This is a genomic window from Mycolicibacterium parafortuitum (assembly GCF_010725485.1).
GTDB lineage: Bacteria > Actinomycetota > Actinomycetes > Mycobacteriales > Mycobacteriaceae > Mycobacterium.
This window is the reverse complement of the sequence record NZ_AP022598.1, coordinates 3058768-3085234: the sequence shown is the minus strand read 5'-3', so window position 1 is coordinate 3085234 and position 26467 is coordinate 3058768. Positions and strand designations below refer to the sequence as shown.

26 protein-coding genes and 1 tRNA gene are annotated in these 26467 nt (G+C 67.7%); 3 read left to right on the top strand and 24 right to left on the bottom strand.

All coding sequences use genetic code 11. From position 1 onward, the window contains the following. Window positions 1-24: 24 nt before the first annotated feature. The gene (locus NTM_RS14885; RefSeq protein WP_163766731.1) at window positions 25-600 is read left to right on the top strand and encodes a cob(I)yrinic acid a,c-diamide adenosyltransferase; all 576 of its coding nucleotides are present in this window, start codon (window positions 25-27) and stop codon (window positions 598-600) included. On the opposite strand, the gene NTM_RS14880 is transcribed toward NTM_RS14885, so the two are convergent. The 16 genes from NTM_RS14880 to fadD1 form a co-directional block, all read right to left on the bottom strand. Next, window positions 594-1040 carry a DUF2550 domain-containing protein gene (locus NTM_RS14880; RefSeq protein ID WP_163766730.1) on the bottom strand — a complete coding sequence of 149 codons (447 nt, stop codon included), beginning with the start codon at window positions 1038-1040 and terminating at the stop codon, window positions 594-596. The genes NTM_RS14885 and NTM_RS14880 overlap by 7 nt on opposite strands. 6 nt (window positions 1041-1046) lie before the next feature. Beyond that, window positions 1047-1412: a F0F1 ATP synthase subunit epsilon gene (locus NTM_RS14875; protein WP_083144283.1), complete on the bottom strand. Its 366-nt coding sequence runs from the start codon at window positions 1410-1412 to the stop codon at window positions 1047-1049. A gap of 132 nt (window positions 1413-1544) precedes the next feature. Continuing rightward, a complete protein-coding gene (atpD, locus tag NTM_RS14870) occupies window positions 1545-2972 on the bottom strand; it encodes a F0F1 ATP synthase subunit beta (RefSeq protein ID WP_163766729.1) in 1428 nt (475 codons plus the stop codon). Between the two features lie 41 nt (window positions 2973-3013). Beyond that, on the bottom strand, window positions 3014-3943 hold the full coding sequence (locus tag NTM_RS14865) for a F0F1 ATP synthase subunit gamma (protein WP_104864979.1): 930 nt from the start codon (window positions 3941-3943) through the stop codon (window positions 3014-3016). Between the two features lie 25 nt (window positions 3944-3968). Beyond that, window positions 3969-5615, bottom strand: coding sequence for a F0F1 ATP synthase subunit alpha (gene atpA / locus NTM_RS14860; protein WP_104864980.1), 1647 nt, complete (start codon window positions 5613-5615; stop codon window positions 3969-3971). A 52-nt stretch (window positions 5616-5667) separates the two neighbouring features. After that, entirely contained in the window at window positions 5668-7005 is a 1338-nt protein-coding gene (locus NTM_RS14855) for a F0F1 ATP synthase subunit B/delta (RefSeq protein WP_104864981.1), read from the bottom strand. After that, complete coding sequence (locus NTM_RS14850) at window positions 7006-7506, bottom strand: F0F1 ATP synthase subunit B (protein ID WP_104864982.1); 501 nt, start codon at window positions 7504-7506, stop codon at window positions 7006-7008. It lies immediately after the preceding gene. 9 nt (window positions 7507-7515) lie between these two features. Further along, window positions 7516-7776: a F0F1 ATP synthase subunit C gene (locus NTM_RS14845; RefSeq protein WP_003931026.1), complete on the bottom strand. Its 261-nt coding sequence runs from the start codon at window positions 7774-7776 to the stop codon at window positions 7516-7518. 118 nt (window positions 7777-7894) lie between these two features. Continuing rightward, window positions 7895-8665 carry a F0F1 ATP synthase subunit A gene (atpB, locus tag NTM_RS14840; RefSeq protein ID WP_163766728.1) on the bottom strand — a complete coding sequence of 257 codons (771 nt, stop codon included), beginning with the start codon at window positions 8663-8665 and terminating at the stop codon, window positions 7895-7897. A gap of 48 nt (window positions 8666-8713) precedes the next feature. Further along, window positions 8714-9160, bottom strand: a complete 447-nt coding sequence (locus NTM_RS14835; protein ID WP_163766727.1) for an ATP synthase subunit I — start codon at window positions 9158-9160, stop codon at window positions 8714-8716. Between the two features lie 280 nt (window positions 9161-9440). Beyond that, window positions 9441-10637: a glycosyltransferase family 4 protein gene (locus tag NTM_RS14830; protein ID WP_104865106.1), complete on the bottom strand. Its 1197-nt coding sequence runs from the start codon at window positions 10635-10637 to the stop codon at window positions 9441-9443. A gap of 32 nt (window positions 10638-10669) precedes the next feature. Then, the gene (locus tag NTM_RS14825; protein ID WP_179963938.1) at window positions 10670-11332 is read right to left on the bottom strand and encodes an L-threonylcarbamoyladenylate synthase; all 663 of its coding nucleotides are present in this window, start codon (window positions 11330-11332) and stop codon (window positions 10670-10672) included. A gap of 13 nt (window positions 11333-11345) precedes the next feature. Further along, window positions 11346-12173 (bottom strand): peptide chain release factor N(5)-glutamine methyltransferase, encoded by an 828-nt coding sequence (gene prmC / locus NTM_RS14820; protein ID WP_163769497.1) that lies wholly within the window; start codon window positions 12171-12173, stop codon window positions 11346-11348. Window positions 12174-12196: 23 nt separating this feature from the next. After that, window positions 12197-13270 carry a peptide chain release factor 1 gene (prfA, locus tag NTM_RS14815; protein ID WP_104864985.1) on the bottom strand — a complete coding sequence of 358 codons (1074 nt, stop codon included), beginning with the start codon at window positions 13268-13270 and terminating at the stop codon, window positions 12197-12199. A 98-nt stretch (window positions 13271-13368) separates the two neighbouring features. Beyond that, complete coding sequence (gene rpmE / locus NTM_RS14810) at window positions 13369-13581, bottom strand: 50S ribosomal protein L31 (protein ID WP_011893189.1); 213 nt, start codon at window positions 13579-13581, stop codon at window positions 13369-13371. A gap of 159 nt (window positions 13582-13740) precedes the next feature. Then, window positions 13741-15333: a fatty-acid--CoA ligase FadD1 gene (gene fadD1 / locus NTM_RS14805; RefSeq protein WP_163766726.1), complete on the bottom strand. Its 1593-nt coding sequence runs from the start codon at window positions 15331-15333 to the stop codon at window positions 13741-13743. Between the two features lie 106 nt (window positions 15334-15439). Here fadD1 and NTM_RS14800 point away from each other — a divergent pair, with 106 nt between their 5' ends. Continuing rightward, a complete protein-coding gene (locus tag NTM_RS14800) occupies window positions 15440-16168 on the top strand; it encodes a TetR/AcrR family transcriptional regulator (RefSeq protein ID WP_435405097.1) in 729 nt (242 codons plus the stop codon). 20 nt (window positions 16169-16188) lie between these two features. Here NTM_RS14800 and rho read toward each other — a convergent pair whose 3' ends face one another. The 6 genes from rho to argS all read right to left on the bottom strand — a co-directional run bounded on the left by rho (window position 16189) and on the right by argS (window position 24929). Beyond that, complete coding sequence (gene rho / locus NTM_RS14795) at window positions 16189-18216, bottom strand: transcription termination factor Rho (RefSeq protein WP_163766725.1); 2028 nt, start codon at window positions 18214-18216, stop codon at window positions 16189-16191. A gap of 271 nt (window positions 18217-18487) precedes the next feature. Beyond that, on the bottom strand, window positions 18488-19444 hold the full coding sequence (gene thrB, locus NTM_RS14790; protein WP_163766724.1) for a homoserine kinase: 957 nt from the start codon (window positions 19442-19444) through the stop codon (window positions 18488-18490). Between the two features lie 11 nt (window positions 19445-19455). Continuing rightward, entirely contained in the window at window positions 19456-20535 is a 1080-nt protein-coding gene (gene thrC / locus NTM_RS14785; RefSeq protein ID WP_163766723.1) for a threonine synthase, read from the bottom strand. Next, window positions 20532-21857: a homoserine dehydrogenase gene (locus NTM_RS14780; protein WP_104864989.1), complete on the bottom strand. Its 1326-nt coding sequence runs from the start codon at window positions 21855-21857 to the stop codon at window positions 20532-20534. The genes thrC and NTM_RS14780 overlap by 4 nt, the downstream gene beginning before the upstream one ends. 4 nt (window positions 21858-21861) lie before the next feature. After that, complete coding sequence (gene lysA / locus NTM_RS14775; protein WP_163766722.1) at window positions 21862-23280, bottom strand: diaminopimelate decarboxylase; 1419 nt, start codon at window positions 23278-23280, stop codon at window positions 21862-21864. After that, complete coding sequence (gene argS, locus NTM_RS14770; RefSeq protein WP_104864991.1) at window positions 23277-24929, bottom strand: arginine--tRNA ligase; 1653 nt, start codon at window positions 24927-24929, stop codon at window positions 23277-23279. The genes lysA and argS overlap by 4 nt, the downstream gene beginning before the upstream one ends. Window positions 24930-25030: 101 nt before the next feature. Between argS and NTM_RS14765 the strand changes: the two genes are divergently transcribed. Beyond that, window positions 25031-25103: transfer RNA gene (locus tag NTM_RS14765), tRNA-Arg, on the top strand. Between the two features lie 66 nt (window positions 25104-25169). Here NTM_RS14765 and NTM_RS14760 read toward each other — a convergent pair. Together NTM_RS14760 and NTM_RS14755 are read right to left on the bottom strand one after the other, a co-directional pair. Further along, complete coding sequence (locus tag NTM_RS14760; RefSeq protein WP_104864992.1) at window positions 25170-25907, bottom strand: MspA family porin; 738 nt, start codon at window positions 25905-25907, stop codon at window positions 25170-25172. Between the two features lie 108 nt (window positions 25908-26015). Further along, the gene (locus tag NTM_RS14755; RefSeq protein ID WP_232079713.1) at window positions 26016-26264 is read right to left on the bottom strand and encodes a hypothetical protein; all 249 of its coding nucleotides are present in this window, start codon (window positions 26262-26264) and stop codon (window positions 26016-26018) included. Window positions 26265-26467 lie beyond the last annotated feature (203 nt).

The window sequence follows — 26467 nt, the reverse complement described above, 5'->3', positions numbered from 1 at the left end:
GGGGTGTCCCGGTACCGTTTGACCATGGCAGTTCACCTGACGCGGATCTATACCCGGACCGGCGACGACGGCACCACCGGGCTCAGCGATTTCAGCCGGGTTTCGAAGAACGACGCCCGCCTGGCGGCGTATGCCGACTGTGACGAAGCCAACGCGGCGATCGGTGTCGCGGTGGCTCTGGGCTCCCCCGAGGAACGAATCCGGAAAGTCCTGCGCCAGATCCAGAACGACCTGTTCGACGCCGGCGCCGACCTGTCCACGCCGGTCGTGGAGAACCCCGAATACCCGCCCCTGCGCATCAAGCAGGAGTACATCGACCGGCTGGAGACGTGGTGCGACGAGTTCAACGAACCGCTGCCGGCGCTGAACTCCTTCATTCTCCCCGGGGGGACGCCACTGTCGGCATTGCTGCACGTCGCGCGCACGGTCGCCCGCCGGGCGGAGCGGTCGGCCTGGCACGCCGTCGAGACCCACGGCGATTCCGTCAGTGTGCTGCCCGCCAAATACCTGAACCGGTTGTCGGACCTGCTGTTCATCCTGTCCAGGGCCGCCAACCCGGACGGTGACGTGCTCTGGCAGCCCGGCGGTCAGCGTCAGTAGCCGCGCCGGCGCGCCCGCGGTGACGGCCGGGACTCCAACCACGAGGTGAACGCCGTCAGCGCGCCGCGATCCAGTGCGATCTCATAGCCGCGGCCGCGTTCCGGACCGGTATCCCGAAGTTCGAGGATCACGATCTGATCGGTCATGATGTCGAACTCGTCGCCCCGGGGCGCACGCCGCGAGACGATCTCCAGACCTCGCCTGGTCAGCGTCCTGTCGGGCCACCATCGGAAACTCGACAGCCGGTAGAAACCGGCCTCTCCCCCGCGGTAGCGCATCACTCCGTGGCGCCATCCGTGGCCGCCCACCGCGGGGACATCACGCAGGATCGCCGCCGTTCCACCGACCTGGCGTAGTTTCCACAGCCGGTAGAACAGCGCGATGACGACCAGAAGGAGCACACCGACGAGCGCGACCATGAACAGCATGGACGCGCTCATCGGCGGTCAGTCCAGTTGGCCCAGAGCGCGCAGACGCGCCCGACCCCATGCCGCGGTCCGCTCGTCGTCCGATTCCGAGTCCTGCTTGGCGGAATCGGCGTCGATCTCGGACTCGAACTGTGCGTTCTCGACGAGGATGCGGACGGCTTCCTCGGTCACCGACAGGAACCCGCCATCGACCGCGATGCGCAGGTCGTCTTCACCCTCGCGCTCGACGCGCACCATGGCATCGTCGACCAGCTGGGCGACCAGCGGGATGTGCCGCGGCAGGATGCCGATCTCGCCTGCGGTGGTGCGGGTGAAGACGAAAGTCGCGTCACCCGACCACAGCTCGCGCTCCACGGCGACGATCTCGACGTGCAGATCAGCCATCATGCACCACCTTTCGCGTCGCGCAAGCGCTCATCAGTGCCCGACGGTTCTTCGCGCAAGCGCTCATCAGTGCCCGACGGTTCTTCGCGCAAGCGCTCATCAGTGCCCGACGGTTCTTCGCGCAAGCGCTCATCACAGCTTGGCGCCGAGGCTCTCGGCCTTCTTCGCCAGGTCGTCGAGACCACCGATGAGGAAGAACGCCTGCTCGGGCAGGTGGTCGAACTCGCCCTTGGTGAGCTTGTCGAAGGCCTCGATGGTCTCCTTCAGCGGCACCGTGGAACCGGGCTGACCGGTGAACTGCTCTGCCGCCATCATGTTCTGGCTCAGGAAGCGCTCCAGACGACGCGCACGCTGCACCAGCTGCTTGTCCTCTTCGGCGAGCTCGTCGATACCGAGGATCGCGATGATGTCCTGAAGATCCTTGTAGCGCTGCAGGATACGGATGACTTCCTGCGCGACACGGTAGTGCTCGTCGCCGACCACGGCCGGGTCGAGGATCGTCGAGGACGATGCCAGCGGATCCACCGCCGGGAAGATGCCCTTCGAGAACACCGTACGAGAAAGCTCGGTGGTTGCGTCGAGGTGGGCGAACGTGGTTGCCGGGGCCGGGTCGGTGTAGTCGTCGGCGGGCACGTACACGGCCTGCATCGACGTGATGGACCGGCCACGGGTCGAGGTGATGCGCTCCTGGAGCTCACCCATCTCGTCGGCCAGGGTCGGCTGGTAACCCACCGCGGACGGCATACGGCCGAGCAGGGTGGACACCTCGGAACCGGCCTGGGTGAAGCGGAAGATGTTGTCGATGAACAGCAGCACGTCCTGCTGCTGCTCGTCACGGAAGAACTCCGCCATCGTCAGCGCCGACAGGGCGACACGCATACGCGTGCCCGGCGGCTCGTCCATCTGGCCGAACACCAGGGCGGTGTCCTTGAGCACGTTGGCGTCCGCGAGCTCGACCCAGAGGTCGTTGCCCTCACGGGTGCGCTCGCCGACGCCGGCGAACACCGAGGTACCGCCGAAGTTACGGGCGATACGGTTGATCATCTCCTGGATGAGCACCGTCTTGCCCACGCCGGCGCCGCCGAACAGGGCGATCTTGCCGCCGCGGACGTACGGGGTCAGCAGGTCGACGACCTTGAGACCGGTCTCCAGCATCTCCGTGCGGGGCTCCAGCTCGGAGAAGGCCGGCGGCTTGCGGTGGATCGACCAGTGCTCGAAGTCCTTGCCGTAGCCGGGCTCGTCGAGGCAGTCGCCCAGGGCGTTGAACACGTGGCCCTTGACGCCGTCGCCGACGGGAACCGAGATCGAGTTGCCGGTGTCGGTGACCTCGACGCCACGGACCAGGCCGTCGGTGGGCTGCATCGAGATGGTGCGCACCAGGTTGTCACCGAGGTGCTGCGCGACCTCCAGCGTCAGCGTCTTCGACAGCTCCTTGTAGGTGATGTCGGCATGCAGCGCGTTGAACAGTTCAGGGACGGAGCCACGCGGGAACTCCACGTCGACCACGGGGCCGGTGATGCGAACAACGCGACCCGTCGTCTTCTCTGCGGTAGCAGTCATTTTCTCTTCGCTTCCTGGGAGGGGCTTGTGTAGTTGGTCGGCTAGCGCGAGTCGGCGAGCGCGTTGGCGCCACCGACGATCTCGCTGATTTCCTGGGTGATCTGCGCCTGACGTTCCCGGTTCGCCGCCAGGGTCAGCGCCTTGATCAGATCGTCGGCGTTGTCGGTCGCCGACTTCATGGCGCGCCGACGCGAGGCCGACTCCGAGGCCGCGGCCTCAAGAAGTGCGGCGTACACGCGGGTGGCGACGTAGCGCGGCAGTAGTGCGTCGAACAGCGTCTCGGCGTCCGGCTCGAACGAGAACAGCGTCTGCGGACCATCTTCGGGCTGCTCGTCACCGACGTACTCGACGACCATCGGCGCGATCCGCCGCGCCACCGAGGACTGCGACAGCATCGACCGGAACTCGGTGAAGACGATGTGCAGTTCGTCGACACCGAGGATGCCGTCGGCACCGGCGTCGTCGCCCTCGTCGTCGGCGCCGGACATAAAGGCCGCCACCAGGGTGTCGGCGATCTCCTTCGCGTTCTCGTAGGTGGGCCGCTCGGAGAAGCCCGACCACGCCTCGGTGATCTCGCGCTGGCGGAAGCTGAAGTAGCCCTGCGCCTTTCGCCCGACCGTGTAGACGACGGGTTCCTTGCCCTCTTCCCGCAGCAACGCGAACAGCTCTTCGGACTGGCGGAGCACGTTGGCGTTGTACGCACCGCACAACCCCCGGTCCGAGGACACCACCAGCACCGCGGCCCGCCGCGGGTTCTCCCGCGCGACGAGCAGCGGGTGATCAAGCGCGCTGGCGCTGGCAAGCTCGGTGAGCATGTTGGTGATCTCGGTGCTGTAGGGCCGAGCCGCCTCGACTCGGGCCTGCGCCTTGGCGATTCGCGACGTGGCGATCAGTTCCTGCGCCTTGGTGATCTTCTTGATCGACCCGGCGGAACGGATGCGCCCACGTAGCTCGCGCAGTGTTGCAGCCATCTAGCTCTCCAGACCCCTCTCGGTCCTACTTCTTCGGGGCCGGCTTGCGGACCTTGACGGATTCCTTCTCGACGTCCGCTTCGTCCATGGCCTCGGCCTCGGCCTCGTTGACCACGACGGAGCTGCCGTCAGAGGCGGAGAAGCCCTTCTTGAACTCGTTGATGATGTTCGTCAGCTTCTCCTCGGCCTCTTCGGAGAGCTTCTTGGTCTCGCGGATCTCCTTGAGGACATCGTCGTGCGAAGCCTTCACGTGCTCGAGAACTTCCTGCTCGAACCGCGCGACGTCCTCGACCGGCACCGAGTCCAGGTGGCCCTTGGTACCGAGGAAGATCGCGACGACCTGATCCTCGACCGGGTACGGCGTGTACTGCGGCTGCTTGAGCAGCTCGACGAGGCGGGCACCGCGGTCCAGCTGCGCCTTGGAGGCCGCGTCCAGATCCGAGGCGAAGGCGGCGAACGACTCCAGCTCGCGGTACTGCGAGAGCTCCAGACGCAGCGAGCCGGCCACCTCCTTCATCGCCTTGATCTGCGCGGCGCCACCGACGCGGGACACCGACACACCGACGTTGATGGCCGGACGCACACCCTGGTTGAACAGGTCGGACTCCAGGAAGCACTGGCCGTCGGTGATCGAGATGACGTTGGTCGGGATGAACGCCGAGATGTCGTTGGCCTTGGTCTCGATGATCGGCAGACCCGTCATCGAACCGCCGCCGAGCTCGTCGGACAGCTTCGCGCAACGCTCCAGCAGGCGGGAGTGCAGATAGAACACATCGCCGGGGAACGCCTCGCGGCCCGGCGGGCGGCGCAGCAGCAGCGAGATGGCGCGGTAGGCATCGGCCTGCTTGGACAGATCGTCGAACACGATCAGCACGTGCTTGCCGTCATACATCCAGTGCTGGCCGATGGCCGACCCGGTGTAGGGCGCCAGCCACTTGAAGCCGGCGGCGTCGGAGGCCGGGGCCGCGACGATGGTGGTGTACTCCATCGCGCCGCCCTCTTCGAGAGCGCGCTTGACCGACGCGATCGTGGTGCCCTTCTGGCCGATCGCGACGTACACGCAGCGCACCTGCTGCTTCGGGTCGCCGGTCTCCCAGGCCTCACGCTGGTTGAGGATGGTGTCGACCGCGACGGCCGTCTTGCCGGTCTTGCGGTCGCCGATGATCAGCTGACGCTGGCCACGGCCGATCGGGGTCTGGCTGTCGATGGCCTTGATGCCGGTCTGCAGCGGCTCGCCGACGCCCTGGCGCTGAACCACCGACGGCGCCTGCAGCTCGAGTGCGCGGCGGCCGTCGGCCTTGATCTCACCCTGGCCGTCGATCGGCTGGCCCAGCGGGTTGATCACGCGGCCGAGGAAGGCGTCGCCGACCGGCACCGAGAGCACCTCGCCGGTCCGCTTGACCTGCTGGCCTTCTTCGATCTTCTCGAATTCACCGAGGATGACCGCGCCGACGCTGTGCTCGTCGAGGTTCAGCGCGACACCGAGAACACCGCCCGGGAACTCGAGGAGCTCCTGGGTCATCACCGAGGGCAGGCCCTCGACGTGGGCGATACCGTCACCGGCGTCGATCACGGTGCCGATTTCTTCCCGGTCCGAGTCGGCGGTGAAGGAGGAGACGTAGTCCTCGATCGCCCCTTCGATGTCAGAAGCGGAGATTGTCAACTCTGCCATGGCTTTTCGTCTTCCTGCCTTAGTGGTTGTTACTGCTCGAGTTCTGGGGCGGTCAGTCCGGCAGCCCGGTGCGGGCCGCATCCAACCGCGATGAGATGGAGCCGTCGATGACCTCGTCGCCGACGGTGATCAGGAGTCCGCCGAGGACCTCGGGATCGATGTCGAGCTGGACCGACACCGGGGTGCCGTAGATCCGGCTCAGGATCTCCTTCAGGCGGGTGCGCTGCTGCTCCGAGAGGTCGGCCGCGGCCTTGACCTCGGCGACCGCCTCGCCGCGCCGGGTGACGGCGAGCTCGGCGAGGTCGCTGACCACTGAGTCGGCGGGCTCACCGCGCAGCAGTTCGACGGTCTGCGTCAACAGTGCCGAAACCGTGGGGTTGACGCCGCCGGCGCCTTCGAGCACCTTGTTGAGCAGTTCGACCCGTTTGTCGGCGGGCACCGTGGTGTCGGCGAGCAGCCGGCTCAGCCGAGACTGTTCGTCGAGGACCCGTCCCACTCGGAACAGCTGGTCCTCGACCTCTTCGCTCTGTCCGTCGCGCTCCGCACGCGTCAGCAGGGCCAGTCGGGCGACGTGCTCGAGTCCGTCGATCAGGTTGCTCTCGACCGACCACCGCTGTGCGGCGGCGGTCTTGACGATCTCCAGCGCGTTGCCGTCGACTTTGCCGTCGAACAGCCGCTCGGCCAAGCGGACCTTGGGCGCCGAATCGTCGGTGGCCTGGGCGAGGTGCTTGGTGAGCGTCGGTTCTGCCAGCAGGAGCTTGGCCACGGCCGCCAGGTTGTCGGCGAGCGTGGTCAGGGTGCCGGAGTCGGCGCCGTCGGCGACCGACTCGAACTTCTTGACCAGCTCGGCCAGGGCCTCACGGCTGGCCGCGCGCAGGTTCAGCGTCGCCCCGGCCTCAAGCACCACAGAAGACGGTGCCATCGCGTCGAGTTCATCGAGGAACCGGTCGACGGTCGAGGACTGCGCGGCCGGATCGGACACGTAGTTGCGCACGATCTCTTCGGCCTTCTGCACCGACTCGCTGCCGAGACCGGATCGCAGCTGACGGATCAACTGCTGACGCATCAGCTGAACCTGCTGAGCGCCCTGGGCCTTGATCCGCTCGGCCTCAGCATCGGCCTGCTCGGCGAGTTGCGCCGCGATCCGCTCGGAATCCTGGCGCGCCTCGTCGGTGACCTTCTGACCTTCGTTCTTCGCGTCCTCGACGGCCTTGGTGTGCATCGCGTCGGCGTCGGCGAGCTTCTTGCTCGCCTCGGCACTCTCGGCGAGCGCGACCCGGATCGCCTCCTGCTGGCGCTGCATCAGCCCCTTCACAGGCGGCACGACCCACTTGACGATGACGAACACGATGACGGCGAAGCCGATCAGCTGTCCGATGAAGATCGACATCTAACGACTCCCACCTGAATTCACGTCGACGCCCAGGATCCGGCTGGCCAGCGCCGCGGACAGGCCGTCGACGGAGGACTCCAGATCCGACCGAGCGGCCGAACCTTGTTGCGACAACTGCTGGTCGGCCGCGCTCAGCGTCTCGGCGACCTCACCGCTGGCCGCCGCGCGCTTCTCCTCGACGACCTGACGGCCGGCGACGCGTGCTTCGTCGCGGATGGCGGATGCCTCGCCACGGGCCTCGGCCAAGGTCTTGTCGTAGTCCGCCTTCGCCGCGGCGACCTGTTCGGCCGACTTACGGTTGTCGGCGGCGGTCTTGGCCAGCATCGCCTCCCGCTCGGCCAGCACCTTGCTGATCGGTGGCACAACCCATTTCCAGATCACGCCGAGCACGATCAGGAAGATGAGCAGCACGGCGAAGAAGGTGCCGTTGGGGATCAGGAAGTTACTGGTCCCTCCGCCTTCTTCGGCGGCGACGATAGATGTGGTGAGTTCACCCATGCCGGTGGATTACTGCAGGCCCGGAGTGGCGAAGACGAACAGCGCCATGAAGGCCAGGTTGATGAAGTAGGCCGCCTCGACCAGACCAACCGTGATGAAGAACGGCGTGAACAGCCGGCCCTGGGCCTCAGGCTGACGGGCGATGCCGGAGATCAGGGCGTTACCGGCGATACCGTCACCGATACCCGCACCGATCGCGCCGCCGCCCATGATCAGACCGCCGCCGATCAACGCACCAGCAGTGATGATGGCGTTGGGGTCGATTTCCATTCTCTTATCCTCCTTGATAACTGGGGCGGTGCCGCCAGAGTTCGTGATCGTTGGTCGTAGGGACTTAGCGGTTACTGCGTCAGTGCTCTATGGGTCGTCGCTCTATGTGTCGTCGCGCTCAGTGGTCTTCGTGATCCAGCTCCATCGACTGGCTGAAGTACAGGATCGTCAGCAGGGAGAAGATGAAGGCCTGGATCAAGCCGACAAACAGGTCGAAGGTCTTCCACACCGCGTTCGGGAACCACTGGATGTACCAGGGGAACATCGCGATGAGCGCGACCAGGATGCCGCCGGCGAAGATGTTGCCGAAAAGTCGCAGTGCCAGCGAGATGGGCTTGGCGAGTTCCTCGACGATGTTGATCGGCGCGAGGAACGCGACGTGTCCCTTGACGACCTTGATCGGGTGCCCGATCACACCGCGCCGCCAGATGCCTGCGGCGTGGTAGCAGATGAACACGAAGAGGGCCAGCGCGAGCACGAAGTTGATGTCGGAGGCCGGCGGCTTGTACAGCTCGCCCGCGGCGCCGTCCGAACCGCCGTACTGCCACGGCAGCACCGCCAGCCAGTTGGAGATCAGGATGAACACGAAGATCGCGACCGACAGCGGCAGCACAAACGGTGCCACCTTCATGCCGATCGAGCCTTCGATCTGCTGACGCATCTGGATGGTCAGCGCTTCCCAGAACAGCTGCACGCCGCCGGGGACGCCGGTCGAAGTGACCTTGGACTTCAGGTAGAAGGCCAGCGCGATGACGATCACGGCCGTGATCGCGGTGGCCAGAATCGTGTCGCCGTTGAACGTCATGCCGAACAGCTCGAACACCATCGTGTGATGGCCGACGTGGATGGCGGAGCCACCTTCCTCTGCGGCGAGGATGGATTCGGTCATCGTCCCTGTCTTCTCTCCATTGAGTCCAGCCGGTTCATGTAGCTCAGATCAATCCTTCGAATCCGTGTCGAGCACGTTGAGTCCGTCGCGGCGGATCTTCTTCATCACAGGGATGCTCGTGCTCATCACGAGCAGCGCCTGGAAGATCGCCAGCCCGAAGAGTACGGCGAGGCCGCCGTGCTGCCGGAAGACGAACGCGATGGTCAGCGCGATGGCGGTGATGACCAGCAGCCGGGTGGCCGAGTTCACCGCCATCTTCTTCTTCAGTGGGTGTTCCTCGGCGGTGATCGACTCGACGGCCCGGCGCACCAGCAGTGCGTTGACCAGGCCCAGACCGAGGCCGACACCGAAGAACGCGCCGAAAAGGATGTTGCCGGTGAAGCCCGAAGCCAGCAGCGCCACTGCGGTCAGCGCGAGGCACACGATGAGCAGACGGACAGGCCGGAAAGCAACGGACGGGAACACCAACGGCGCGTCTTGCGCGGGCGTCGTCACTGCTTCACCTCAATCCGGCGGTCGTCAAGCATCGATGGGGTCTTCCCGTGGTTCCTGTGCGTGGCGCCCGTAGCGTATCGGAGGGCGTCGGGCGCGCTGGAATCACCCAAGGGGTTGCTCCCTGTTGTGGTCGAAATGTGGTCTGAATATCGGTCGTCATGCCAGCCGGGGCGATGCTCTGATCGATGCCATCGAACCGCCCGGAGGCCGGCAACCCGCGAGGTCTTTTCGGGTTCTGAGAAAACCTTAACACATGGTAAGAGCCACAAAAGAGCTACTACTACTTTTTGTCGTATACCTCGTCGGACTCGTTGTTCCCACGCCTGAGCAGCGGTATCAACGTGACGACGATCGCGACCACGAGAGCGCCCGCCATCACCGCGGCGGTGTAGCGCGGGTCGAAGAAGATGGTGCTGGCCGCACCGAGCGCCACGATGCCGACCCACAAATAGATGAGCAGCACCACCCGGCGGTGGGAATGGCCGATCTCGAGCAGTCGGTGGTGCAGATGCATCTTGTCCGGGCTGAACGGGCTGAGCCCCTTGCGGGTACGCCGGATGATTGCCAGCAGCATGTCGAGCGCCGGGACGAAGACCACGGCGACGACCAGCAGGAACGGCGACAGCAGAGCGAACACGTCGCGGGCCCCGTACGCGGTCTGCGAGATCGGCCCTGCCGCGGTGGTCGCCGCGGCGGCGAGCATCAGACCGATCAGCATCGACCCCGAGTCGCCCATGAAGATGCGGGCTTTGTGGAAGTTGTGCGGCAGAAAGCCCAGGCACGCACCGGCCAGCACCACGGAGATGACCGCCGGCGGATAGAACAACACGTCGCCGCCGTGGTCGCGCAGCAGTCCGACCGAGAAGATGCAGATCGCCGATGCGGTGATCAGGCCCAGTCCCGCGGCCAGGCCGTCGAGTCCGTCGACGAAGTTCATCGAGTTCACCAGCGCAACGGTGAACGCCAGCGTCAGCAGGATGGAGGCGACCTGGTCCAGCACGATGGTGCCGACGCCACCGATCGGGATGTAGAGCACGCTCCATGCGACGCCCATCGTGACGAGCACGCTCGCCGCGGTGATCTGGCCGGCGAACTTGGTCAGCGCGTCCAGTCCCCACCGGTCGTCGATCAGACCGACGACCATGATCAGGCCGCCCGCCACCACGACCGCGGGCAGACCCGTCGAGTACACGAACCCGCGGGTCAGCGCGGGCAGCTGGGAGGCGAGCAGGACGGCGGCCACCACCCCGACGTACATCGCCAGGCCACCCATGCGCGGGATCGGTTGCAGGTGCACATCCCGCTCACGCGGATACGCCACCGCGCCCCAGCGCGTCGCGAGCACCCGGACAAAGCCGGTGGCCAGGTAGGTGATGATGGCCGCGGTCAGCCCGACGAGCGCGAGTTCCCGCAGCGGGACGCCCGCGCCGCGGTCCGACAGCGCCAACACGCTCTCCCCCGCCCGCGTGGCGGTCATCGTCACCGCAGCCAGATCCACAGAGCCCGGATTCACTCGTCGTCTGCGGTCAGCGTCTGCGCCTCGACACCGAGCACTTCGGCGATGGCGTCCAGCGTCACCGGCCCCTCCCGCAGCACCCTCGGGTGCGCACCGGTCAGGTCGACGATCGTGGACGCGGCCTGTTGTTCGGCCGGGCCGCCGTCGAGGTAGACCTCCACCCGGTCGCCGAGCTGCGCCCGGGCCTGTTCGGCGGTGACCGCCGGCGGATTTCCGGAGATGTTCGCACTGGATACGGCCATCGGGCCGACTTCGCGCAGCAGCTCGATCGCGACCGGATGCAGCGGCATGCGCAGCATCACGGTGCCGTTGGCGTCGCCGAGATCCCAGTGCAGCGACGGCGCCTGCTGCACGACCAGGCTCAGCGCTCCCGGCCAGAACGCGCGGATGAGCTCTTTGGCACTGTCGGGCACCGAGTACACGAGGCCCTGGATGGTGTGCCACGACCCGACCAGCACCGGGACGGGCATATTGCGGCCGCGGCCCTTGGCCTCCAGCAGTGACGCGACCGCCTCGCCGTCGAAGGCGTCGGCGCCGAGCCCGTAGACGGTGTCTGTCGGCATCACCACGAGCCTGCCACCCTTGAGCGCGCTGATCGCCGACGCGATGCCGGTCGCCCGCTGCTGCGGATCGGAGCAGTCGAACATCTCGGTCACGATATTCAGCCTCTCACCCGGCCCGCACCGCGGTCACGAAGCGTGGTCGCCCGGCCAGGTCGTGTCGTGGGGTCACGTCGGTGAAGGCCCCGGTGCGGACGAAGCTGTCCACGGTGCGCTGCGAGGTGGTGTCGTCATGTTCCACCGCGCATACCCCGCCGGGCCGCAAGAGCCGCGCCGCGACCGCGACGATCGGGTCGATGACGGCCATCCCGTCGGGCCCGCCGAACAACGCGTGCGCCGGGTCGTGGTCTGCCACCTCGGGATCGAGTGCCGCCCCGTCCGGGATGTAGGGCGGGTTGGACACCACGACGTCCACGGCACCGTCCCATTCGCCCAACACCCCGTCCGCGGTCACGTCGGCGTGCAGCAGCTCCACCGCGGCACCGGCGGCGTTGCGCCGCGCGTAGCCCAGTGCGTCGGCGGAGTCGTCGACGGCGATCACCCGTGCACCCGGGACACCGTGCGCGAGCGCGACCGCCAGCGCACCGGACCCGGTGCACAGATCGACGATCACCGGATTGGACGGAAGCCGTTGCGCCAGTACCCATTCGAGCAGGGATTCGGTCTCCGGCCGCGGGATGAAGACGCCCGGCCCGACCCGCAGGTCGAGCGGTCCGAAGGCCGCGGTGCCGGTCAGATGCTGCAGCGGGACCCGCTCGGCGCGCCTGGCGACCAGCTGCCGGTAGCGGGTCACGAACGCGTCGTCGGCGTCGGCGAACACCGCCCTGCCGCGGTCGACGCCCAGCAGGTGAGCGGCAAGCAGTTCGGCGTCGACGCGCGGGGACCCGACCCCGGCTGCGGCCAAGACGTCAGCGGCGTCGTCGATCAGCTGACGCATGGTGACTGGCCGGTCGGCGACGTTCACGTGTTCTGCAGGCGGGATTGTCTGTCGGCGGCGGCGAGCGCGTCGAACAGCGGATCGAGATCGCCGTCGAGCACCTGGTCGAGGTTGTGCGCCTTGTAGTTGATCCGGTGGTCGGCGATGCGGTTCTCGGGGAAGTTATACGTGCGGATGCGCTCGCTGCGGTCGACGGTGCGGATCTGGCTGGCCCGGTCGGCCGATGCGTCGGCCTGCGCCTGCTCTTCGGCCAGCGCCTGCAGCCGGGCCGCGAGCACCTGCATCGCGCGCGCCTTGTTCTGCAGCTGGGAGCGCTCGTTCTGGCACGTCACGACGATGCCGGTGGGCAGGTGCGTGATGCGCACCGCCGAGTCGGTGGTGTTCACGCCCTGGCCGCCCTTGCCCGACGACCGGTAGACGTCGATGCGGAGGTCGGACTCGTCGATCTGGACCTGCTCGATCTCTTCGGGTTCGGGATAAACCAGCACGCCGGCCGCCGAGGTGTGCACCCGGCCCTGGGATTCGGTGACGGGAACCCGCTGAACCCGGTGCACGCCGCCCTCGAACTTCAGTCGCGACCACACACCGTCGGCGGAGTCGCCCTTGCTGGCGATGGACAACGTCGCATCCTTGTAGCCGCCGAGGTCGGAGGTGGTCTCCCCCAGCATCGTGACGGTCCAGCCGTGCCGTTCGGCGTACCGGATGTACATGCGAGCCAGGTCGGCGGCGAACAGCGCCGACTCTTCGCCGCCCTCGCCGGACTTCACCTCGAGCACGATGTCGTCGGCGTCGTGGGGGTCGCGGGGGGCGAGCAGATCCGTCAGCTGGGTATCGAGTTCGGCGATCTTGGCGGTCAGCTCGGTCACCTCGTCGGCGAACGACGCGTCATCGGCGGCGAGTTCCTTGGCCGCCTCGAGGTCACCTCGGGCCGCTTCGAGCTTGCGGTAGGTGGCCACGATCGGCGAGATCTGCGCGAAGCGCCGGCCCACCTTGCGGGCGGCGGAGGCGTCAGAGTGCAGTTCGGGATCGGACAGCCGCTGTTCCAGCTCGCCGTACTCGGCGAGAATCGCCTCGATCGCCGGTGCAGCGTCGGCCATCTCGACTCCTCCTCAACGTGCCGGAATTCAACCCAGAAAGCGCGAAACGGCGCCCGGTCTGCGCATGAAGTGCGGCAGAGCGGGCGCCGTTGCGACAGCTACTTGCTGCGCTTGCCGTAGCGCTTCTCGAAGCGGGCCACACGACCGCCGCTGTCGAGGATCTTCTGCTTGCCGGTGTAGAACGGGTGGCACTGCGAGCAGACCTCGACGGTGATGTTGCCGCTCTTTTTGGTGCTGCGGGTGGTGAAGCTCGCACCACAGCCACACAGCACGGTGGTCTCGACATAGTCAGGATGGATGCCTGATTTCATGGTTTCCTCTTCAATCGTGGGCCCGGGTCGCCCTTCCCGTACCGGGAGGCTTGCGGCGTGAACCGGAACCGAGGTGACGGCACCCGGCCGGAGGCCGGAAGGCTGGACCTGATTATGCCAGGTCAACCGCCAGCAGCCTAAACGCGCTTTGCACGGGCGCTATTCCTGCTCGGTCACCGGCTCGGCCTGAAGGAGGTACTTCCGGCCGTCACGCTTCCACAACGTCCGGCCGTGGGCCTCGGTGCCCATCGCGACCAGTTCACGCTTGAGCACCTTGTTGGTCGCGGTGCTCGGCAGGTCGTCGGCGACCCAGACGTGTCGGGGCCAGGCTTTCGGGGACAGATCGGGCTGCTCGGCGAGGAACGCGCCGAACTGTTCGGGGGTCAGCGTCGCGTCGTCCTGCAGCACGATCGCGGCCATCACCTGGTCGCCGACGAACTCATCGGGCACCGGGTACACCGCGACCATGCTGATGGCCGGTTCGCGGATCAGGATGCGCTCGATCGGTGCGGAGGTCATGTTCTCCCCGTCGACGCGCATCCAGTCGGCGGTCCGCCCTGCGAGGTAGATCCAGCCGTCGGCGTCGCGGTAGGCCAGGTCCCCGGACCAGAACATGCCGTGCCGCATCCGGTCCTCGGTGGCGTCCTGGTCGTTGTAGTAGCCGGCGAACATGCCCGCACCCTGGGTGTTGACCAGTTCGCCGATCGCGTCGTCGCCGTTGACGAGCGCACCGTGCTCGTCGAACTCGGCGGCCGCGCATTCGGTGACGGTGTCGGGGTCGTAGATCGCCACTCCGGGGAAGCCCTTGCCGATCGAGCCGGGCGGGCAGCCCTCCTCGCGGGTGACGGTGACCGCGTTCTCCGTCGATCCGAATCCGTCCCATACGTCGCAACCGAAGCGCCGCGCGAACTCGGCGATGTCGCGGTCGGTGGCTTCGTTGCCGAACGCGACCCGCAGCGGGTTGTCGCGGTCGTCGGGCTTTTCCGCGGTCGCCAGGATGTAGGCCAGCGGCTTGCCCACGTAGTTCATGTAGGTGACGCCGTAGCGGCGGATGTCGTCGAGGAATCCGGAGGCGGAGAAGCGCGCGGGCGCCATCGCGGCACCGGAGTTCAGCGCGACCGACCAGCCGGCCAGCACCGCGTTGCTGTGGAACAGGGGCATCGCCAGGTAGCAGACATCCTTCGAGGTCAGCGAGAACCTCCCGACCAGCGCGGCGCCTGCGAGCAGCACCATCGCGTGCATCATCTTGACCGCCTTCGGGTCACCGCTGGTGCCCGAGGTGAAGATCAGCATGTACGTGTCGGTCGCCGCGACTTCGCGGTGCGGGATCAACTCGCCCGCCTGGGCGAGCAGTTCCGCCCATTCCGGGCTTCCGATCACCAGCACGCGCACCCCGGGCAGATCGACGCCGTCGAGCAGGGCCCGGTGTTCGGTGTCGGTGACGAGGATCTGGCAGTCCCCGCGGCGGATGTCGCGACCGAGCGCCTGGCCGCGGCGGGTGTTGTTGACGCCGACGAGCACGTAACCGCCGAGGCCGGCGGCGGCCATGGCCGTCAGCATGTCGGGGTTGTTGCCCAGCAGCACCCCGACGTGCAGCGGTCGTGACCGGTCGGCGATGCCGATCAACGCGGCGGCCTGCGCAGCCGCGTCGGTGAGGTGCTCACGCCAGGTCCAGGTTCGGCCGTTGTAGGTCATCGCGATGCCGTCGTCGGCTGCGCGCTCCCGGAGCAGCTCCTGAACTGTCTCGGCCAAGCCGCCCACCCTTTCCGAGTGTGAACAGATCCCGTGAGTTGTCTACTGGATCAAGCGCGCAGCCTACCTCTACCTCGGCCACAACACGCGATTCATTTGCGAAGATATGCCGATGAGCCCGAGCGCCGTACAGAATTCACTGGCAGCGAATCCACTGCCGAATTCCGTCGAGGGCGCCGCGGCCAATCCTCCCGCGCGATCTGTCCGGGACCGCCTCATCGACGCCGCCGAACAGTGTCTGACGGCCAAAGGGATCCGCGCCACCACGGTCTCCGAGGTCGCCGAGGTGGCAGGCGTCAGCCGCGGCTGGCTCTACCGGCACTTTCCCGACAAGTCCGAACTGCTGGGCGCGGCGATCGTGCGGCTCAACGACGCGTTCTGGGCCGAGTCCCGAACGCGCCTCGACGCGGTCACGGGTCTCGACCAGCAGATCGCCGTCGGGGTGGCACTGGCCCGGGAGGAATCCGAGACTCCCGGAGCACTCGTGCTCAAATTGCGACAGGAAGAACCCGAGGCGTTCACGGCATGCGTCGGTCTTGGCGTGCGCGGGCTGATCCCCGAGATCGCGGCGTTCTGGGAGCCCTACATCCAGGCCGCGGTCGACCGCGGCGAGATCCATCCCGGCACGGATCGCGCCGAAGCGGCCGAGTGGATCGCGCGCATCATGATGAGCCTCGCCACCGTGCCCGGCGAGCAGTGCAACATCGACGACCACGAGTCGGTGCTGCGGCACGCGCGCCGGTACATCGTCGCCGCGCTGCGCGCGGATCCAACCGAAGCAGCGTTGCGCGCGGATCCGGCCGAAGCCGCGCTGCGCACGGATCCGGCCGGCTGAATCAGCCGGCCGGGCACGACTCAGTCGTCGCCGTTGCCGCCAGGGGTGTTCTTGGAGACCTGGACCAGGAACTCGTAGTTGTTCTTGGTCTTGCGCAGCTGGCTCATCAGCAGATCGATGGCCTGGTGCGGATCCAGCCCGGACAGCACGCGCCGCAGCTTGTGCACGACCGCGAACTCGTCAGGCGAGAGCAGCAGCTCGTCCTTGCGGGTGCCCGACGGGTTGACGTCGACGGCCGGGAACACCCGGCGCTCGGCGATCTTGCGGTCCAGCTTGAGCTCCGCGTTGCCGGTCCCCTTGAACTCCTCGAAGATCACGGTGTCGCCGGTGGAGCCGGTCTCGACCATCGCGGTCGCGATGATGGTCAGCGAGCCGCCCTCTTCGATGTTGCGCGCCGCGCCGAGGAACCGCTTGGGCGGGTACAGCGCGGTCGAATCGACACCACCGGACAGGATGCGGCCCGAGGCCGGCGACGCGTTGTTGTAGGCGCGGCCCAGCCGGGTGATCGAGTCGAGCAGCACCACGACGTCCTTGCCCTGCTCGACGAGCCGCTTGGCCCGCTCGATCGCGAGCTCGGCGGCCTGGGTGTGGTCTGACGGCGGCCGGTCGAAGGTCGAGGCGATGACCTCGCCCTTGACCGAGCGCTGCATATCGGTGACCTCTTCAGGACGCTCGTCGACGAGCACGACCATCAGATGGCATTCCGGGTTGTTGCGGGTGATCGCGTTGGCGATGTCCTGCATGATCGTGGTCTTACCGGCCTTCGGCGGGGACACGATCAGCGCGCGCTGACCCTTGCCGATCGGCATGATCAGGTCGATAACGCGGGTGGTCAGCTTGTCGCTGGTCGTCTCCAGGCGCAGCCGCTGATTCGGGTACAGCGGGGTGAGCTTGGTGAACTCCGGCCGCTTCTTGGCCTCTTCGACCGGCTTGCCGTTGACCGTGTCCAGACGGACCAGCGGGTTGAACTTCTGCCGAGGGTTCTTATCCCCGCCCTCGCTGTCCCGTGGCACGCGGACCGCGCCGGTCACGGCGTCGCCGCGGCGCAATCCGTTCTTACGCACCATGTTCATCGACACGTACACGTCGTTGGGGCCGGCGAGGTAGCCGGAGGTCCGCACGAACGCGTAGTTGTCGAGCACGTCGAGAATGCCCGCGACGGGCTGCACGACGTCGTCTTCACGAAGCTCGGTGTCGCGCTCACCGCCGCCACCACCGTCGCCGCCGCGCTCGCGGCGCTTGCGATCCCGGAACCGGCGGCCGCGGCGGCCCTGACGGCCCTCGCCGTCGTCGTCGTTGTCCGAACGACCGCCGCCGGAATTGTTGTCGCGACGGTTCTGCCCGCCGCCCTGCTGGTCACCGCTGTCGCCGCGGCTGTCGGAGTCACCGCCGGACTTCGCGTTCTGGCCGCCGTCCTGATTGTCGCGGTTGCCCTTGGCATCCCGACCGGCATCCCGGTTGCCGTCGCGGTTGTCCTGATTGTCCTGACGGCCGCCCTGGTTGTCCTGGCGGCGACGGGTTTCCTGCTCGCCTCCGGACTGCGCCGTCTCGGCGCTGTCCTGGTTCTTGGGGTCCTGGTTCTTGGGCTGCTCGCCACCGGCGGGACCACCCTGCTCACGCGACGCGCCACGGCGCTCACGGCGGCGCTGCTGCGGCTGCGCCTCGGCGGACTGCTCACCTGCGGGCTGCTCCGGTGCAGCCTGCTCAGGGGCGGCCTGCTCAGGGGCGGCGGCGGCCGGAGCGCTCTGCTCGGCGGCCGCCGGGGCGTCCTTCTTGGCGCCGGCGCCGTTGGATTCGCCACGGCGCTCTCGGATCGCGGCGATCAGCTCGCCCTTACGCATGCCGGAGGCGCCCTCGACGCCGATCTCCTTGGCCAGCGCCCGCAGTTCGGGCAGCACCATGCTGGTCAGCGCTCCGCCACGACGGGCGGGAGCGGAGGCCGGCGCGTTTTCGGCGGGCGCCGATGCCGAGATGTCTGAAGTCACGGGGTTCTGCAGTTCGCCGCTGTCGGCGCTGCCACCAGCCGTGAAGAGGTCCGTATCAGTCACGGATTTCCTTTCTTCCCCCACTGATCTCGTCACGCGGGGGTTCTGTGCGTTCAACCAATCCGCTGAACGCCTAGGTCACGCCATTGCCACTGCAACGGTGATCGCCGGGTTCGCCGATACGGCGAACCGCCAGTCCACAAATTTGAACACTTGAAAGAAGAGTCGTCCTAGTGTCGGCGCAGGTGAAGAAGCTGCGATTGCTGGACGAGAGCGAGGATAACGCGCATCCGAGTTGGAAGCAAGAAACCCCGTGATCCGCATGTTGCCGGTGTTACTGCTCGCGCCGAGCGCTCGCAGCGACCCCGGAGGTCCAGCTGACCCCGTGTCCCACCGACATCTTGACCACGGAGAACCCGGCTCGGGCCCCGTACTCCAGTGCGTCGGCGGGCAACTCCGCTTCAGTACTCAAAGCCAGCACCGAAGGCCCGGCGCCCGACAGCACTCCCGCCACCCCACAACGCCGCAGCACCGCGAGGTATTCCGCCGATGCGGGCATCGCCGAAGCCCGTTGCGGCTGGTGCAGTACGTCCTCGGTGGCGTCCAGCAGCAGGTCCGGCCGCTCGGTCAGCGCCACCACGAGCAGCGCGGCGCGGCTCAGGTTGAAGCCGGCGTCGGCGTGGCTGACGTGCTCGGGCAGCAGCACCCGGGTCTCCGCGGTCGACGAGCGCACCTGCGGGATCGCGGCGAACACGCTGATGCCCGGATGCAGCCGGATCGGCGCCGCGGCGTACCGCGGGACGCCGTCCTGCTTCGCGGTCCAGGCCACCACCGCACCGCCGAGCACGGCGGCGGCGGCGTTGTCGGGATGCCCTTCGAACTCCGAAGACACCTGGACGAGCCGGTCTGCCGACATCGGCGTCGAGTCACCTTGGGCGGCAAGACCATTGGCGGCCGCGAGGCCGCCGACCACTGCGGCGGCCGACGAGCCGAGCCCTCGCGAGTGCGGAATGTTGTTACGGCAGCGGACGATAAGGCCCGATGCGCCGACTCCGCTTTCCCGCAGGCCGCGCTCGATCGCGCGGACCACGAGGTGCGACGCGTCCAGCGGCACCTGCCCGGCACCTTCGCCGTCGACCTCGATGACCAGACCGGAATCCGCGGTCTCCACGGTGATCTCGTCGTACAGGCTCAGCGCCAGTCCCAGGCTGTCGAAGCCGGGACCGAGGTTGGCGCTCGAGGCCGCGACCTCCGCGGTCGCAGACAGCCCCGATGGCAGAGTGCGCGTCACGATCGTCGGCTCTAGACCAGGCCGAGCTTCGCGACGACCGCGACCGGGTCGACCGGGACCGGGATGACCGCGGGCATTCCCTTGAGCGCGGTGTCAGGGTCCTTGAGGCCGTTGCCGGTGACGGTGCACACGACCGTGGAACCCTTGGCGACCCAGCCGTCCTCGATCGACTTCAACAGGCCGGCGATGCTCGCGGCGGATGCCGGCTCGACGAACACGCCTTCCGCGCGGGCCACCAGGTGGTAGGCGGCGAGAATCTCTTCGTCGGTGGCGGCCAGGAAGCGACCGTCGGACTGCTGCTGGGCTTCCACCGCCGAGGTCCACGACGCCGGTGAGCCGATGCGGATCGCGGTCGCGATGGTCTCGGGGTCGCTGACCGGTTCGCCGAGCACCAACGGCGCGGCGCCCGCGGCCTGCGTACCGAGCATGCGGGGCAGCTTGGAGGACAGGCCGTCGCGGTGGTACTCGGTGTAACCCTTCCAGTACGCGGTGATGTTGCCCGCGTTGCCGACGGGAAGCGCGTGGATGTCAGGAGCGTCACCGAGGGCGTCGACGATCTCGAACGCCGCGGTCTTCTGCCCCTCGATGCGGAACGGGTTGACCGAGTTGACCAGTGACACCGTCGGGAAGTCGGCGGTGAGCTTACGGGCGAGTTCGAGGCAGTCGTCGAAGTTGCCGTCGATCTGGATGATCTTCGCGCCGTGCATGACCGCCTGGGCGAGCTTGCCCATCGCGATCTTGCCCTGCGGCACCAGCACCGCACATGTGATCCCCGCACGCGCCGCGTACGCGGCAGCCGATGCCGACGTGTTGCCGGTGGACGCGCACAGCACGGCCTGCTGGCCGCGGGACACGGCCTCGGTCACCGCCATCGTCATACCGCGGTCCTTGAAGGACCCGGTCGGGTTGAGGCCCTCGACCTTCAGGTGGACCGTGCACCCGGTGTACTCCGACAGCCGCGGCGCGGGCAGCAGCGGCGTACCGCCTTCGCGCAGCGTGATGGTGGTCCAGTTGTCCTCGATCGGCAACCGGTCACGGTAGGCCTCGATGAGGCCGGGCCACGGCTGGTGCACGGCACGGGTGGTACTCACTCTGTCGTCCCTTCCAAACGCAGGACGCTGTTGATGTCCTGTACGACGTCGAGATCGGCAAGCGCGGCAACGGTTTCCGACAATGCCGCGTCGGTCGCCTGGTGGGTGACCACCACGATGCGGGCGCCGCAGCGCTGACCGCCCTCGTCGACCATGCCTTCCTGGCGCACCTCGGCGATGCTGACCTCACGCTTGGAGAACTCCGCCGCCACCGCCGACAGCACACCGGGCCGGTCGGCGACGTTCATGTTCACGTAGTAGCGGGTCGGGATCAGCCCGATCGGCGCGATGGGCAGCTTCGCGTACTTCGACTCACGCGGTCCGCGACCGCCCTGCACGCGGTTGCGCGCGGCCATCACCAGATCGCCGAGCACCGCCGACGCGGTGGGCGCGCCGCCGGCGCCCTGGCCGTAGAACATCAGCCGGCCGGCGGCCTCGGCTTCGACGACGACCGCGTTGAAGGCCCCGTTGACCGACGCCAGCGGATGCTCCAGCGGCACCAGTGCGGGGTAGACGCGCGCCGAAACCCGTTCCTGCCCTTCGTTGTCCGTGATGCGCTCACAGATGGCGAGCAGCTTGATGGTGCAGCCGAGGGCGCGCGCGGACGCGAAGTCGGCGGCCGACACCTTGGTCATGCCCTCGCGGTACACGTCGTCGGAGGTGACACGGGTGTGGAACGCGATCGAGGCCAGGATCGCGGCCTTGGCGGCGGCGTCGAAGCCTTCGACGTCGGCGGTCGGGTCGGCCTCGGCGTAACCCAGTGCGCCGGCGTCGGCCAGCGCGGAGGCGTAGTCGGCGCCGGTGCTGTCCATCTCGGAGAGGATGTAGTTGGTGGTGCCGTTGACGATTCCGGCCACCCGTACCACGGTGTCGCCGGCCAGCGACTGGGTCAGCGGGCGGATCACCGGGATCGCGCCGGCGACCGCGGCCTCGAAGTACAGGTCGACGTGCGCGCTCTCGGCGGCCGCGGCGAGCTCGCCGGCCGAGACCGCCATCAGCGCCTTGTTGGCGGTCACGACGGACTTGCCCTGCTCGAGCGCGGCCAGGATGGCCTTGCGGGCAGGTTCGACCGGGCCCATCACCTCGACGACGATGTCGACGTCGTCACGGGAGACGAGCTCCTCGATGTTGTCGGTGAGCAGGTCCGCGGGAACTCCGCGGTCCGTGTCCACCCGGCGCACGCCGATGCCGCGCACCTTCAGCGGGGCGCCGATGCGGGCGGCGAGGTCGGATGCGCTCTCCTCGATGATGCGCACCACCTGGCTGCCCACGTTGCCCAACCCGAGTACGGCTACTCCGATCTCGTTCTTCGCGTCGCTCACCGCGTCACCTCACTTCCAGACTCAAAAGATCGTCGACCGTCTCCCGGCGCAGGATCAGGCGTGCTCGCCCGTCGCGCACGGCCACCACGGCCGGTCGGCCGATCAGGTTGTAACGGCTCGACATCGAATAGCAGTATGCGCCGGTGGCGGCGACGCCGAGCAGGTCCCCCGGGGTTACGTCGGCGGGCAGCCATGCATCACGCACCACGATGTCCCCGCTCTCACAGTGTTTGCCGACCACGCGGGACAGCGTGGGGGCCGCCTCGCTGGCCCGGGACAGCAGCCGCACGTCGTACTCGGCGCCGTACAGCGAGGTCCTGATGTTGTCGCTCATCCCGCCGTCGACGCTGACGTAGCGCCGGTGTGCGGTGGGACTGACCGCGACGTCCTTGACGGTGCCGACCTCGTAGAGCGTGATGGTGCCGGGGCCGGCGATCGCGCGTCCCGGCTCGACGACGAGCTTCGGCGCGGGCAGCCCGACGGCCGCCGACTCGCTGCGGACGATGGCCTGCAGTTTGCCTGCCAGCTCGCTCATCGGTGGCGGGTTGTCGCCGGGCAGATAGGAGATGCCCAGACCGCCACCGAGATCGACGATGTCCATCTGCGCGGTCTTCTCGACACCGAACTCGGACACCACATCGCGCAGCAGCCCGATCACGCGGTGCGCCGCGATCTCGAAGCCCGCCACGTCGAAGATCTGCGATCCGATGTGGCTGTGCAGGCCGACCAGGCGCAGATTGTCGGCCGCGAACACCTTGCGCACCGCATCCATGGCCGCACCGGAGGCCAGCGACAGCCCGAACTTCTGGTCCTCGTGGGCGGTCGAGATGAACTCGTGGGTGTGCGCCTCCACACCGACGGTGACGCGCACCAGCACGTCCTGGACCACACCGAGCTCGGCAGCGATGCGGTCGAGGCGCTCGATCTCGATCATCGAGTCGACCACGACGTGACCGACACGGTGCTTGACCGCCGCGGTCAGCTCGGCGATCGATTTGTTGTTGCCGTGCACCGTGATCCGCTCGGGGGGGAAGCCGGCGTGCAGCGCGACGGCGAGCTCTCCCCCGGTGGCGACGTCGAGGCACAGCCCCTCCTCGTCCACCCAGCGGGCGATCTCGGTGCACAGGAAGGCTTTCGCGGCATAGTGGACGTACTCGCCGCCGCCGAACGCGCCCGAGATGTCGCGGCAGCGTGCCCGGAAGTCGGCCTCGTCGATGACGAAGACCGGGGTGCCGAACTCGGCGGCGATATCGGCCACCGACACCCCGGCGATCGACACGACGCCGTCATCACCGCGAACAGTGTTCTGCGGCCACACGTTCGGCGCGAGCTCCAGCACCTCGGCCGTTGTCAGGGGTCGCTCGGGCGCGGCGGCCGAGGGCACCTCTTCGGCATGCCGCGGTCCGGCGGGGTGGGCGATCACATCCGCTCCGGGGCGCTGACGCCGAGGATGTTCAGCCCGTTGGCGATCACCTGACGGGTTGCCGCGCACAGTGCGAGCCGGGCCGCATGCAGGTCGCCGGGTTCCTCGTCGCCCTGCGGCAGCACGCGGCACGCGTCGTAGAACCGGTGGTAGTCGCCGGCGAGGTCCTCCAGGTAGCGCGAAACCCGGTGCGGCTCACGCAGTTCGGCGGCCTGCCGGAGAACCCGCGGGAACTCGCCGATGGTGCGGATCAGCACACCCTCTTTGTCGTGGGTCAGCAGGTCCAGGTGCGCGGTGTCGGGGGTGATTCCGAGCTCGGCGGCGTTGCGAGCCAGCGCCGAGAGCCGCGCGTGCGCGTACTGCACGTAGTAGACCGGGTTCTCGTTGGACGCCGAGGACCACAGCGCCAGGTCGATGTCGATCGGGGTGTCGACCGAGCTGCGGATCAGCGAGTACCGGGCGGCGTCCACGCCGATCGCCTCGACGAGGTCGTCGAGGGTGATGACCGTGCCCGCGCGCTTGCTCATCCGGACCGGTTGCCCGTCGCGCACCAGGTTGACCATCTGCCCGATCAGCACCTCGACGGTGTCGGGATCGTCACCGAGGGCCGCGGCGGAGGCTTTCAGCCGGGCGATGTAGCCGTGGTGGTCGGCGCCGAGCATGTAGATGCACAGGTCGAATCCACGCTTGCGCTTGTCCAGGAAGTAGGCGAGGTCACCGGCGATGTAGGCGGGGTTGCCGTCGCTCTTGATGACGACCCGGTCCTTGTCGTCGCCGAAGTCGGTGGTGCGCAACCAGACCGCGCCGTCCTTCTCGTAGGCGAAGCCGGTCTCGCGCAGCTTGCTGATGGCCTGTTCCACCCGGCCGGAGGTGTGCATCGAGTCCTCGTGGGTGAAGACGTCGAAGTCGGTGCCGAACTCGTGCAGCGAGGCCTTGATCTGGTCGAACATCAGGTTCACGCCGATGGCCCGGAACGTCTCCCGCATCTGGGCGTCGGGCTGGTCCAGGACACCGGGTTCCTTGGCGACGACCGCATCGGCGATCTCGGCGATATAGGTGCCCGCGTAGCCGTCCTCGGGCGTCGGCTCCCCCTTCGCGGACGCGATGAGCGAGTTGGTGAACCGGTCGATCTGCGCGCCGTGGTCGTTGAAGTAGTACTCGCGGACCACCTCGGCACCCTGGGTGCTCAGGAGCCGGCCCAGCGCGTCGCCGACGGCCGCCCACCGGGTGCCGCCGATGTGGATGGGTCCGGTCGGGTTCGCGGAGACGAACTCGAGGTTGATCTTCTTGCCGGCCAGCGCGGCGGATCCGCCGTAGCCGGCGCCGGCGGCGATGACGTTGCCGACCATCACGTTCTGCGCGGCGGCCTCGATACGCAGGTTGACGAAGCCCGGTCCCGCGACATCGGCGGCGGCGATCCCGTCGTCGGCGACGAGCGCCGCGGCCAACCAGCCGGCCAGCTCGCGCGGGTTGACGCCCACCTTCTTGCCGAGTTGCAACGCCAGGTTGGTGGCGTAGTCACCGTGCTCGGGATTGCGCGGACGCTCGACGGTGACGGTGTCGGGCAGCGCGGTGGTGTCGAGGCCATGCTCGGCCAGCACCGCGGTGGCGGTGGCCTTGAGCAGCTGGGCCAGATCGGCAGGGGTCACGAGGATCCATCCTATGGTCTGCGCTGTTACCTACCGAATCCGTTTCCGCCCGCGGCATGCGCTACGCTATCCACGCCCGTACGGCGCAGCTTTTCAGCAGCGCCCCCGTAGCTCAGGGGATAGAGCGTCTGCCTCCGGAGCAGAAGGCCGCAGGTTCGAATCCTGCCGGGGGCACTTCCTTAACCAGTGGACCACCTACGCGTGATCGCGTGTCACGATCACCCGATCGCAGGATGCCGATCACACTTTCTTGGTCGTCCCGTAATACCCCAGGATCGAGTCGGACTGGTCGGTCGCATGCGTGAGCACGGCGTAGGACCTGATGAAGGACTCCCCCACACAGCCGTCGATCTTCACGTTGAAGCCACTGATCGACACCCACGGGTCGTTCCCGGTGAACTCCTTTCGCCCCACCGGGACGGTGTTGATGAGGCCGGGTCGCAGACCGATCGCGACGCCGCCGACAAAGGGCGTCGACAGCACCGGCGCGATGCCGTCGATGAACTCGCCCTCGCCGTCGAGTCCCACCAGGCCCAGCGACGGCGTGACGCCTGCGCTGCCGGTGATCGTGACGCCATTGGCACCCATGTCGATGCCGCAGCCGATCTGGTAACCCACCTCCAGCACGCCGCGCGGCGGCTCGGACCCCTCGGGCCCGCGAAGCATGCCGTTGAACACACCGCTGACCTCGTAGTTCCGCGACGACAGCGCGGTGGTCAGCGGGTTCACGTTCCGTATCGCCTCGTCTCTGGCGCCGACGGTCAACGTCCACCCGTTGGGTGCCGTCGTCGTCGACGGTGGGGCGGACTGGATGAGGGCGTCCGCGCCGGGCGCGATGACCCCCGCCGCGTGGGCGACAGGTGCCGCCTCGCCGACGGTGGGATCGGGCTCGGGGGCGGGCGAGGCAGCCGCCGGACAAGCGGACGTCGGTAGGAGAACCCAGACGATGCTGAGTGCACCGAGCCACCTCAGCTTCACGGGCAGAAACCTACTATCGGATCCGGCCGGTGCGGCCTCACCAACACCAATTTGTGATACGCCGAAAACATATTGTGATGTGACAACCCGCGGCGCTGACGACCCCCGTCAGATCCCGGTGCACAGGGCCACGAACGGGATCGGCGCGCAGATCCCGATGGAGAATCCCGGTGTCGGGTCGCCGTTCCACGGCGGCGGTGCCGGGGGTGGCGGTGGCGGTGGTGCGGGCGCCGCCGGCAGCGGCGCCACGACACAGGTGTTCGTCGGGGCGTCGTATACGGTTCCCGCTCCGCACTCCGCGGCATTCGCCGGCGCGGAAATCATTACCGACACGGCCAGTGGCGCCAGCGCCGCCATGCCGGCAACAGCACACCGATATGTAGAACGCCGCATCTCAGGGCCTCCTCGACCAAATCCCGACCCGTTGCGTACCTCCATCGTAGGACTGCGCGGGCGGCGCCGCCGCAGGTTAGGGCACTTTCAGGGTCGCTTTCGCTGTCGGCCGAACCGGATGTGCGGTGGACCGACAATTGCCTGCGCCGGCGCGCCGGTCAGGCGTA